We start from the raw sequence: 11,109 nt of genomic DNA, 5'->3' as shown, positions 1-11,109 counted from the left end.
TAAAATCGAATTCGCATCTTGAGCAAATTGGTACATACTGAAACTCTCAGTTCAGTGGCAGATGCATGATGTCTTGGTGGCCAGTATGACACAACTGCAATCGCATGAAATAGTGCCAATTTTTTCTGGTGGCGGCACCCGATTGCCTTGTTATGTAGGAATTTTGATAGCGCTGAAAGACCTTGGACTGAATTTCCACAGTCTGGTCGGCGTGTCTGGCGGCAGTATCGTGGCAGCGATGGTTGCTGCGGGTAAAAGCTTTGATCAGATGCGCGATCTTGCGCTTCATACTGATTTTAAACAATTTCGCGGTTTTTCTTTGATGAATTTGATCCGGACAGGCGGGTTGTCCAGTGGTGATACGTTTGAACGCTGGATGGATAATCAACTCGCTGGCGCTCGTTTCTGTGATTTGTTGTTAGATTTGCATGTATTGGCGACCGACATCAACGGTGGTGGTCCTGTCGTATTTAACAAAGCACGTACCCCACAGATGAAAGTATCAGAGGCAGTCCGCTATTCAATGTCGATTCCGCTGTTGTTTTCATTCAAGACTTTTGAAAATCACGTGATGGCGGATGGAGTGATCCTGGCGGAAGATGCGTTACATCAGGACTGGTCTGGTCGTGATGTACCTGTGGTGTGTTTCCGGTTGAAGAGTGAAGGTGAAGATAAACCGATCATCCGACGTAGACTTTTTCCGTTGGTCTCATATATTCTCATGTTAATTCAAACATTTATGAACGCGATGTCGAGAGAATACGTACATGCCCAGTATTGGCATAATACCGTGCTGATTAATACTGGAGATGTATCGTCGGTAGATTTTGCTTTGCCAGTAGCTAAAAAAGAACAACTGTTACGGCAGGGCTATGATACAACCATGGCCGTGATCCCGCACAAGCTCGGTTGGATACGGACTGAAGTGACGACTAATCAGCGGGAACGCCATGTTGGTTTGTCATAGCACATCGACTTTCTATACTAAAGGAGCAGGACCTGATCTCAGCAGCTGATAGCGCAACATGTGCTGGCTTTTTGCAGTTGAGTCGAAGGAATGGGTAGCGCAACTGTTGAGTCATGTTGTGCTTGCCGGTGAACATTGAGGAATCTGTCAGGTTTTTATGAAGCATTTAAAGAAATTACAAGAGCTACCTATAGTTGGAACTCTGGTGAAGAAAGCTATTGGTGTGATGGTCAGTAATAACGCCAGCAGCATCTCAAAGCATTTTTCACAGTTTCTGCAGCCACAGCTGGCGTTAACTGAAGAGTTAAAACAGAAAGTCTATAACGTCAGACATCAGGTGTATTGCGAAGAGTTAAAATTTGAGCCTGAACGGCCTGATCAGGTAGAGCTCGATGATTTTGATGCACATTCTATCCACTGTTTTGTTCGTCACATGACCAGTGGCAATATGGCAGGCACTGTGCGCCTGATCACTTCCGCTGATGATTCAGAGTTGCTACCAATCGAGAAATATTGCCTGCACTCAATTACCGATCATGAATTTAGCCCGGCAGCTTTTCCGAGAAACAAGATCTGTGAAATTTCACGGCTCGCGGTACTTGAACAGTTTCGTCGACGGGAAGTCGATAAATTTAAAGGCGCCGCTACCGGTGCTATTAATGTTGAAGCTTATTCTGAAACTGAGTTACGTTGTTTCCCTTACATTGCTATCTGCCTGTATTTTGCAGCGGCATCCACAGCTTTTCATGCGCAAAAAGAACATGCTTTTGTCATGATGGAGCCTCGTCTGGCGCGCAGCTTGGCATTTGTCGGTATTAAGTTTCATCAGATTGGTCCTGTTATTGATTATCATGGCCGGCGGGCGCCGTTTTATATTAATAAACCGATGCTGTTTGACGGATTGTCACCGGGCTTCAAAAAGTTGTTAAATGAAATTGAAAAGTCACTGGCAAATTCAGTTAAAGAGCATGGCTTTACCGATGGCCCACTGGAGCCAAAGAGAGAACCAAACAAAAGTATGCTCCCACAGCGTTGAGTCGACATGAAAATAGAATCAGCGGCAGTCACTTCAGGCTGCCGTTTTTATTGCGATAAGGACCTCAGGATGAACAAAGAGCCGCAAATCGCCAGCCTGGCAATTATAAAATGGCGTCAGTTACTTGGAGACGAGTACGTCATTACAGCCAGCGAGCCGCTGAAGCTGGCAGCAACAGCCACTTTCGCCACAAGCGCAACTGTCTCAGCAATACTAAAACCATCACGTGAACAGGTTGCGGCAGCTGTTGCAATAGCGGCTGAATTCAGTATTCCGCTATATACCATCAGCTCAGGCAAAAACTGGGGTTATGGGTCCCGTGTGCCCAGCGTTGATGCAGCAGTGCTGCTTGATTTGGGGCGTTTGACCGAGATCTCTGGTTACGATCCTGAACATCATCTGGTCACCGTCGAAGCGGGAGTCACGCAGCGTCAGTTGGCTGACTACCTTTTGGCGCAAGGCGGGACTGACTGGATGGATTGTACCGGCTCGCATCCGGATTGCAGTATTGTTGGTAATACGGTTGAACGGGGATTTGGCCATACACCTTATGGCGAACATGCAAATTTTATCGGTTCGATGGAGGTACTACTGGCTGATGGCAGGATCATAAAGACAGGTTTTGGCCGGTTTGATGGCGCAAAAGCCAGTGGAATGTACAAGTGGGGATTAGGCCCGGCACTTGATCAACTGTTCTTACAGTCGAACTTGGGTATTGTTTTGAGTATCACTTTGTGGTTGATGCCAAAACCGGAGCAATTTGTCGCATTTTATTTGTCGGCACCGAATGAATCTGCACTCGAACAAATCGTAGAGGCCTTAGTACCGTTAAAGCGCAGTGGCGTGATCACCAGCTTGCCACATATTGCCAATGCTTACCGGGTTCTGGGGGGGATGCAGCAGTATCCGTGGCCAATGTTTCAAGGCAATTCGGCGCAATTTCCACTGCAGGGCAATATATTGACTCAATTAAAAAAACAGTGGCAAGTCGGTACCTGGAACGTATCCGGTGCTTTATATGGGACAAAAGAACAGGTTGCCAATGCGCGAAAACAGGTCCGGCGTGCATTGCGGACAGTGAAGGGCGCCAGACTGAATTTTATCAGCGACAATTTGTTACGTTTTATCGAAACCTTTCAGAAGCCCATCGCACTCATCACACGTATGGATATTCCTGGCATGTTGAAAGTATTGCGACCAGTTCATAATATGATGAAAGGGCAACCCAGCGCGCAATTTTTAGCCAGTTCATATTGGCGGATGAGAACTACCCCTGACGGTCGCTTTGATATGGACAGGGACAATGTCGGATTAATCTGGAGTGCGTTTGTAGCGCCCGCCGATGCGAAGAATGCACGCCAGCTGATGGAAATCGTCGACAAAGTTTTACCGCAATTTGGCTTTGAACCAGCGGTGACCCTCACATTATTAAACGAGCGTTGCATCGATGCGGTAGTCAGCATTTCATTTGACCGCACTGCCAAAGCGCCTGAAGGGCAGACCTGGGACGAGCTTGCATTACAATGTCGCGACAGGTTATATCAAACGATGTTCTCGCATGGTTTTTACCCGTATCGCACCGACGTCGATAAAATGGCGGAAATGGTACACTGCGGTGATCCGCAGTATCTGCAAGTGTTAGCAGATTTAAAAATTGCATTAGACCCTCAGGGAATCCTGGCACCTGGACGGTACATTTCAGTAGCGTCAGAAAAGTTTACAAGCCCAGTAAATAATTAAATCAGTACAACCATAAGTTATTGAATATAAGCAAAAATAATAAATGGCATGAGAGTTGCTTTATGTCTGTCAGTAGTAGTTTTAGCCTGGCAGTAACTGGTAGGCGAGTCAAAAATACAAGGTGGTAGTAACATGAAATTTAAAACTCTTTTATCAGTAAGTGCTCTGACAGTTGCAATGTTCGCAGGCTCAGTTCAGGCTGCAGTAATTCCTGCTCTGCAATTTGCCACTCAATCTGGCTGGTTAGCTGATGGTGTGAATTCTTCCAGCAAACAAGCAAATGGCACCGTATATGACTGTGCTGCTGGTACAACAGATGCAGCGAACGGTTGTGGTTTAACTTTCGCAGGCGCAGCTGGTCTGCCAAACGCGTACGATACAGTGTCTTGGGGCTCTGCTGCTGCAAAAAGCAGTCTGAACATCGCTTCTAAATCTGATGTACTGGTAACAAACGGTGCATGGGTTCAGACTGGTTTAATCACTCACTCAAACAAAACTATTCCAACAGGCTCACGTTCATTATACAAAATGGACCTGGAAACTCTGTTTGCAATCGTTAACCCACCACTGGGTGCAAATTCAGCAACAGTTGGCATTCAGTTCAACGAAACTCCAAACGTTGCTGACTTGTCAAAATGCCCAATTCCTCAGTTATCTGGTACTGGTTGTGATGACACATTCCTGATCAAACTGAACCTGCCAGCAATCAATTTCTGGGTTGGCGTTGAACACTACAAAATTTCTTTCAAGCTGAACCCATTATCAGGTGTTACGCAATCAGTAGTTAATCCAGACGGTTCTATCCTTTTGGTTACTCGTGAAGGCACTAACAACCAACTGGAGCTGCTGGCTCAACTGACTATGGCTGTGCCTGCACCAGCTACTGTTGGCATGTTAGGTCTGTCACTGGTTCTGCTTGGCCTGCGTCGCCGCGCAAAATAATTGCGATGGTTACAACACCAGGTGTTGTAACCTAAATAAAAAACCCGGTTGGAAACATCCGGGTTTTTTATTGTCTGAAATTTCTTGCCGATACTGACTCACATCAGATGTAGTTGATCGATACCAACCGCTAACCGCTAACGTCTAACCGCTATCAGGATTGTGGACACCATAACTAAACACTATATTTTGTTGTTGATCTGCAAGTAAAGTAGGGACTCAGTGGATGACTGCTGTTTTGAATAAGCAGTGTTTTCAGGCAGGGGAGCTGCTGTGGCGACGTGGATCCAATACGACACCGGCTTACATTTGCTAATGCCAATAAAAAACGGATGCATGTTGCATCCGTTGTTAAAAGTACTGAGCAGGTAATCCGATGGTTAGTTCAGTTTTGCCTTCAGCGCGTTAACCTGAGCAGCAGACAATGATTTATCGCCAGCGATTTTATCCAAAATTGCTTTGGCTTTATCTTTCTCGCCCTTTTTAATCAGCCCATCTGCGTAGTTTAATAGCACCGCCGCATTGTCTGGCCGCAGTTTTAATGACTCTTCGAACTTCAGCAAGGCTTCGTCGACTTTACCTGAAGCGAGTAATACAGACCCATACGTATCCAGCACATCCGGATTCCGGGGGGCTAATTTCATTGCACGTTCAATATGTTGAGTGGATTCAGCCAGCTTATTGGAGTCGAGCAGGGTCCATGCCAGATTGTTTAGTACAGCTACATTGTCTGGCTCTTTAACCAGTATCTGGTTAAACATCTCAATTGACTTTTGTTTATCACTTTTGAGCATCAGGTTGGCGTAAAACAGCTGCAACGGACCATCATTGGGTTTGGTCGTGAAATGCTGTTCAACAAATTGTTTGGCTTTGTCGATATCTCCGGCACGCTCATACGTATCGGCGATCATCAGTGCCGCCATGGTTGATTGGCTTTGCTGATAACTTTCTGTCAGCGCGGTCAAGGCTTCTGTTGGTTTGGCCGCGGCCAACAAGATCCGGCCTTTGATAAACTGGACGTCAGCTTTACCAGCTTCTTCGGCCGGCAGCGTTGCTAACAATTTCAGTGCTTCATCATTTTTGCCATTTTCTGCCAGTAATTGCACCTGAGTACCAAATAACACTTTGTCTTTCGGCGATTTTTTCAGTTCTTCAGTCGACACGGCCAATGCTTTTTCAATCTGCTTGTCCAGAATGAGTGCGCGAATGTAGGTATATACGGATTCTCGCTCGGCCGAGTTCAGCTGATACCACTGCGCGGCAGCAGCCAACGATGCTTTGATGTCTTTTTTCACTGTTCGCTCATGCTCAATCAGCAAGGCCCAATGTAAAGCATGGCGTTCGGCTAACGGTTGTTTGCTGTCTTCCAGTACCGTCAGCGCTTTATCCTGTTGCTTCTGATCGACCAACATCCGCGCATATAACACCGCGACGTTATAATTGGCTGCCTCTTGTTTATAAAGCGCTTCAGTGCGTTTAAGAGCTGAACTGTCTGCCTCTGTACGCGTCATTGCATATAGTTGCTCCAGTGCCGGCAAATATTGTGGATTTTTATCCAACAAGGTTTCTAATGTTGTTTTTGCCGCGGCGTTGTCTTGTTTCGCTTGTTCAGACACCGCTTTTAACAGATAAGTAAAAGGTAATTCACTTTTTGCGGCCAACGCGTCCTGAATGTATTGCAAAGCAACTTCGTCATTGCCTTGTTGCAACGCCGAAAATGCCAGCATGTTCATACCTTGCACCTTCATCTTTTCGTCTTTCAGCCATTCTTTGGCCAACGCTTCAACTTCTTTGTATTTACCTTGCTGCAGATAAGCAGACGCTAATAACAATTGTGGTTGTTGTTCTTTCGGCGCCATTTTTGCTGCTTGTTCGAGCAAAGACAGACCTTGCGCCTCCTGACCTGGGATGCCGAGCTTTAACGCGCCGATCGCGAGTAAATCCTGCTCAGATTTGGTCTCAGTTCCTTGCTCATATTTATTGACCAGTTCTTCCGCGGCGCCATTAGCTCTTTGCTTCAAAAGCTGGAATGCGGTGGCACTGACCAGCTGCACGTCATTGGCTGCGGCCTGGTTTTTCATTAATTGTTCCTGCGCTGCATCAGTGTTGCCGCTTTGCAGTTGCAGGGCGATATAGAGCTTTTGTGCTGGTGGATAGCTGTCCAGTTCGCCGCGGACTGCCTGCAGGTGATTTAGTGCCTGGTTGCCGAGCCCTAGTTGTGATGCTGCGAGTGCTGCCAGCACTCGGGTACTGACTGAGCTCAATCCAGAGTTAATGGCCACTTCACTATATTCTTTGGCTTTCTGGAAATCTTTTGCTTCAAAAGAAATCACCGCCTTGAGGTAGTTTGCTAACGGTTGTTTCGGGAACAGTTTGAGCAACTTATCAAGTTCAATGCCGGCTTCTTTAAATTTGTCCTGAGCGACATAGGTCTGGGCCAGTAATAAACGTGCCTGATGCCCTGACGGGTTAATTTTCAGATACTCGTTGAAGCTGGCAACGGACGCATCAAACTGAGCGAGCACGTTTTGTAACTTAGCGCGTAATAATAATGCTTCCCGGTATAGCGGGTTAGTTGCCGGGATCCCGGTCAGAGCTGCTAATGCTGCTTCATGCTTTTTGTCCATAATTTGCAGTTGCGCTGAAGCCATCGCTTTGATGCCTGCATCGCTATTTTGCGCCAGGCGCTGTAATTCAGCTTTTGCATCCGCAGCTTCTGAGGCTTCGATAGCTGCCAGAGCCTGATACAGCTGAACAAAATCCAGATTAGCAGCGGAGATGCCGCTTTCTTTACTGAGCTCGGCCAGCTTCGGGAATTGTCCTGCCAGGAAATAGGCCTGCGCTAGCGGCAAAGACAGTTCATTGATGTCAGCACCATATTCTCGGGCGCGTTCCAGCTCTTTGGTTGCTGATAAACCATCGCCAACCTGCAGATAAATCTGACCCAGAGTCAGACGAACTTTGGCATTTTCCGGTTCTTGCTGTAAGGCTGATTTCAGCTCGATCACAGCCGCAGAATATTCTTGCTTACCGATAAAAGTCTGGGCGTCCTGCAGGTGTTGAGTGGCATCTTTTTTACTGCAACCCTGAGTAACCAATGCGGCCAGAATGCAGCTGACCAGGAGTGTTTTTTTCATCTGTGTAATCCTTTATACATTCTCAGGCGTTCTGCCGCGGGCGTTGCGCAGAGTTACGCCGGTTTGATTGATATGGTTAAGCCGTTTTGCCCAGTTTTTCTGTTATAAAATGGCGTAAAGAGCCAACTGTAGTGAACAGCTCTGCGCTGAGTTCTGCGTCGTCGAACACGACATCATATTGGTCTTCCAGCAATGTCAGAATGGTCATAATACTACTGGAATCAAATTCGGGGATGGCACCTAATAATGGTGTTTGATCGGTCAGGTGGTGGTGGGGGCCTAATACCGATAACAGGATCTGTTCGAGCACCTGTCCGGTCTGAGGTTGTTGGTCCCTCATAGTCAACTCCAATGGACATCAGATATTTGCACAATGTACTCTAACACAGATTAATCACAGGCAAACTATTTTGCCGCCGGAAAAATGCTGCCTGTTTTCAGTGAATTGGCGTCATATCCGGGAAAGCTGGCCCACAGGAAATTGCATGCTGCTGACCGACTCACTGGAAGGATTATTGCACCTCGGCGCAACGCGCTGGCCGCTGCAAATTGCGCTGAAAGATCCGCATGGGACTTTGACTTATGCTGAGTTGTTCGCACAGGTGCGGCAGCGCCAACGGCAGTTAGCTGCCGCGGGTTTAAATGCGGGCGATCGCTTGTTGTTACAGCTACCGAAGCAACGTGAGCTGGTGATCGAGTTGTTTGCTGCCTGGAGTCTCGGTGCTTTAGTGGTGCCGGTGCATCAGGCGCTGAAGGCACAACAATTACAATATATTGTGCAGGATTGCTCGCCGCGACTGGTCTCCATGACTGCGGCGAGGCGGACTCAACTTGCAACAGAATTCAAATTACCTGCCGGTTGCGACTGGTTTGACAGCACTGATTTCGATGAAGGCGCGCAGCAGGACCAAAGCCATGTGCAAGCTGCCGGAATGTCGGCGCAGCCGGCGGCGATTCTGTATACCTCAGGCAGCACTGGTATGCCTAAAGGGGTGGTGTTGTCACAGCTGAACTTACTGTTAGGCGCAGCCAGTGTCAGTCAGTATCTCGGTTTGCAAAACGCCGATGTAGTGCTGGCGCTGTTACCCTTTAGTTTTGACTATGGCCTGAATCAGCTGTTAAGTGCGGTCAGCGTGGGTGCCACCGTGGTGTTGCTGGATTATTTACTGACGCAGGATGTCGTGCGTCAGGTTCAGCAGCATCAGGTCACTGTGCTGGCCGCGGTGCCGCCGCTGTGGGCCGCGTTGGCGGATGCGCGCTGGCCGGATGGCAGCGCTATGCAACTGCGGCTTTGGACCAACTCGGGCGGTGCGATGCCACCGGTGTTGCTCAAACGCCTGCAGCAATGTTTTCCTAACGCGAAACCATATTTGATGTATGGTCTGACCGAAGCCTTTCGCTCTACCTATTTATCACCGGATAAACTGCCAGAAAAACCGCAATCGATTGGCCAGGCCATCCCATTTGCCGACGTGCGGGTGTTACGCCCGGATGGCACTGAATGTGCGGAGGGCGAACCCGGAGAACTGGTCCATCGCGGACCGCTGGTTAGTCTCGGTTATTGGGGCAAACCAGAGTTGACCGCCGAGCGATTCAAGCCTGATCCGTTATTGCCGCAGGCTGTTGTACACCGGCCGCCGGCAGTGTGGTCAGGCGATCAGGTATGGCGGGATGCCGATGGCGACCTGTTTTATCTCGGTCGGCTGGATGAAATGCTCAAATGTTCCGGCATCCGCATCAGCCCGACTGAAATTGAACAACAATTTTATGCATTGGTGGCCGGCGTGACAGATGTTGCCGCGATCGCGGTGCCGACTACCGCCGCAGATAATGCTGTGTTATTGCTGTTTAGTGCAGCGGAAGCGCTGGACACCGTCGCACTGATGACGGTGCTTAAGCAACAATTGCCGGCCTATATGTGTCCCAAAGCCCTGATACAATTGCAGCTGTTGCCGAAGACGGCCAATGGTAAACTCGACCGTAAGCAGCTGTCTGTGACTTATAAGGATTATTTTTGTGCACCCTCTGAATCCGCTTAATCCCGAGTTATTCGCAGCGCAGCCACAGCTTGCTGCGGCGCTGACGCCATTTGCTCACCAACAAAATGATTTGCTGGTCGGCGGTAAAACAGCGGCGCAAATCGCAGCGTTATTGGATGCTGAAGTGTTTTATGCATATGACCGTGCTGCCATCAAAGCGCGGGTCCAGTCACTGCGCGCCGCGCTGCCTGCGCGGGTTAAATTGCATTATGCCGTCAAAGCCAATCCGTATTTTCCGGTGGTGCACTGCCTGGCTGCAATGGTCGATGGGATGGATGTGGCATCACGACGGGAACTGGTGCTGGCGCTGCAAAGTGGTGTTGATGCAACACAGATTAGTTTCGCCGGGCCCGGTAAAACCGATGCTGAACTCAAAGCTGCGATCGCCGCAGGCTGTGTAGTGCATCTGGAATCGGCTGGCGAAATGCGCAGGCTACAGGCTTTGTGTTTACAGGCCAATGCTTCTGCCCGTGTCGCGCTGCGGATTAATCCAGAATTTGAACTGCGTGCTTCCGGGATGAAAATGGCCGGTGGTGCCAAAGCCTTTGGTATCGATCAGGCGCAGGTCTGGGATTTATTACCCGAGCTGCAAACAGGTCCGCTGCAGCTGGTCGGTTTTCACTTATATTGTGGGTCGCAAAACCTGCAGGCTGACGCTATTTTACAAAGCCAGCGGCAAAGCCTGCAGTTATTGATGCAGCTGCGGCCGCATTGTCCACAACTGCAGTTTTTTAATCTGGGTGGTGGATTTGGTGTGCCATATTTCCCGGCCGATAAGCCACTGGACTTAACAGCAGTGGGCGCGGGCATGCAGCAGTTATTTGCTGAATTTGCCGCCACTGTAGCAGGGCTTGAAATCATCCTTGAACTCGGTCGCTACCTGGTCGCCCATGCCGGGGTATATTTTAGTCGGGTCATCGATGTGAAAAGCTCGCATGGTCAGCAGTTTGTGGTCACGAACGGTGGTTTGCATCATCATCTGGCAAATTCCGGCAATTTTGGTCAGGTGGTACGGCGCAATTACCCGGTGGTACTGGCCAATAAACTGACCCAGGCACCGGCGGGACCAATGCAGGTGGTCGGGCCTTTGTGTACGCCACTGGATATTTTGGCTGACAAAGTGGCGTTGCCGGAAGCGGTGCCCGGCGACTGGTTTGCTGTGTTGCAGTCCGGCGCTTACGGCGCCAGTGCCAGTCCACAAGGATTTTTGAGTCATGGTGTTGTCGCTGAAATACTGTTGTGAGCCCT

8 protein-coding genes are annotated in these 11,109 nt (G+C 48.9%); 6 read left to right on the top strand and 2 right to left on the bottom strand.

What is annotated here, in order from left to right:
* Positions 1-85: 85 nt before the first annotated feature.
* The 4 genes from ATY27_RS04165 to ATY27_RS04150 all read left to right on the top strand — a co-directional run bounded on the left by ATY27_RS04165 (position 86) and on the right by ATY27_RS04150 (position 4,685).
* Positions 86-967 carry a patatin-like phospholipase family protein gene (locus ATY27_RS04165; protein WP_208931046.1) on the top strand — a complete coding sequence of 294 codons (882 nt, stop codon included), beginning with the start codon at positions 86-88 and terminating at the stop codon, positions 965-967.
* A 157-nt stretch (positions 968-1,124) separates the two neighbouring features.
* Complete coding sequence (locus tag ATY27_RS04160) at positions 1,125-2,003, top strand: PEP-CTERM/exosortase system-associated acyltransferase (RefSeq protein ID WP_208931047.1); 879 nt, start codon at positions 1,125-1,127, stop codon at positions 2,001-2,003.
* A gap of 69 nt (positions 2,004-2,072) precedes the next feature.
* Positions 2,073-3,743: an FAD-binding oxidoreductase gene (locus ATY27_RS04155; RefSeq protein ID WP_208931048.1), complete on the top strand. Its 1,671-nt coding sequence runs from the start codon at positions 2,073-2,075 to the stop codon at positions 3,741-3,743.
* A gap of 132 nt (positions 3,744-3,875) precedes the next feature.
* Positions 3,876-4,685 (top strand): THxN family PEP-CTERM protein, encoded by an 810-nt coding sequence (locus tag ATY27_RS04150; protein ID WP_208931049.1) that lies wholly within the window; start codon positions 3,876-3,878, stop codon positions 4,683-4,685.
* A 380-nt stretch (positions 4,686-5,065) separates the two neighbouring features.
* Here the strand turns inward: ATY27_RS04150 and prsT are convergent, their stop codons facing one another.
* Together prsT and ATY27_RS04140 are read right to left on the bottom strand one after the other, a co-directional pair.
* Positions 5,066-7,822 (bottom strand): XrtA/PEP-CTERM system TPR-repeat protein PrsT, encoded by a 2,757-nt coding sequence (gene prsT, locus ATY27_RS04145; RefSeq protein ID WP_208931050.1) that lies wholly within the window; start codon positions 7,820-7,822, stop codon positions 5,066-5,068.
* 76 nt (positions 7,823-7,898) lie between these two features.
* Positions 7,899-8,162, bottom strand: a complete 264-nt coding sequence (locus tag ATY27_RS04140; RefSeq protein ID WP_208931051.1) for a phosphopantetheine-binding protein — start codon at positions 8,160-8,162, stop codon at positions 7,899-7,901.
* Between the two features lie 145 nt (positions 8,163-8,307).
* Between ATY27_RS04140 and ATY27_RS04135 the strand changes: the two genes are divergently transcribed.
* Both ATY27_RS04135 and ATY27_RS04130 read left to right on the top strand, forming a co-directional pair.
* Positions 8,308-9,861, top strand: coding sequence for an AMP-binding protein (locus tag ATY27_RS04135; RefSeq protein ID WP_244151303.1), 1,554 nt, complete (start codon positions 8,308-8,310; stop codon positions 9,859-9,861).
* Positions 9,839-11,104 (top strand): pyridoxal-dependent decarboxylase, exosortase A system-associated, encoded by a 1,266-nt coding sequence (locus ATY27_RS04130; protein ID WP_244151304.1) that lies wholly within the window; start codon positions 9,839-9,841, stop codon positions 11,102-11,104. Before ATY27_RS04135 ends, ATY27_RS04130 begins: the two co-directional genes overlap by 23 nt.
* Positions 11,105-11,109: the final 5 nt, after the last annotated feature.

This window comes from Rheinheimera sp. F8 (assembly GCF_001518915.1).
This window is presented reverse-complemented; position numbering and strand designations above follow the sequence as displayed.

What these genes read in the sequence shown, in the direction of transcription:
- ATY27_RS04165 (WP_208931046.1), top strand. Translation starts at nt 86, where the DNA reads ATGACACAACTGCAATCGCATGAAATAGTGCCAATTTTTTCTGGTGGC.
- ATY27_RS04160 (WP_208931047.1), top strand. Translation starts at nt 1,125, where the DNA reads ATGAAGCATTTAAAGAAATTACAAGAGCTACCTATAGTTGGAACTCTG.
- ATY27_RS04155 (WP_208931048.1), top strand. Translation starts at nt 2,073, where the DNA reads ATGAACAAAGAGCCGCAAATCGCCAGCCTGGCAATTATAAAATGGCGT.
- ATY27_RS04150 (WP_208931049.1), top strand. Translation starts at nt 3,876, where the DNA reads ATGAAATTTAAAACTCTTTTATCAGTAAGTGCTCTGACAGTTGCAATG.
- prsT (WP_208931050.1), bottom strand. Translation starts at nt 7,822, where the DNA reads ATGAAAAAAACACTCCTGGTCAGCTGCATTCTGGCCGCATTGGTTACT.
- ATY27_RS04140 (WP_208931051.1), bottom strand. Translation starts at nt 8,162, where the DNA reads ATGAGGGACCAACAACCTCAGACCGGACAGGTGCTCGAACAGATCCTG.
- ATY27_RS04135 (WP_244151303.1), top strand. Translation starts at nt 8,308, where the DNA reads ATGCTGCTGACCGACTCACTGGAAGGATTATTGCACCTCGGCGCAACG.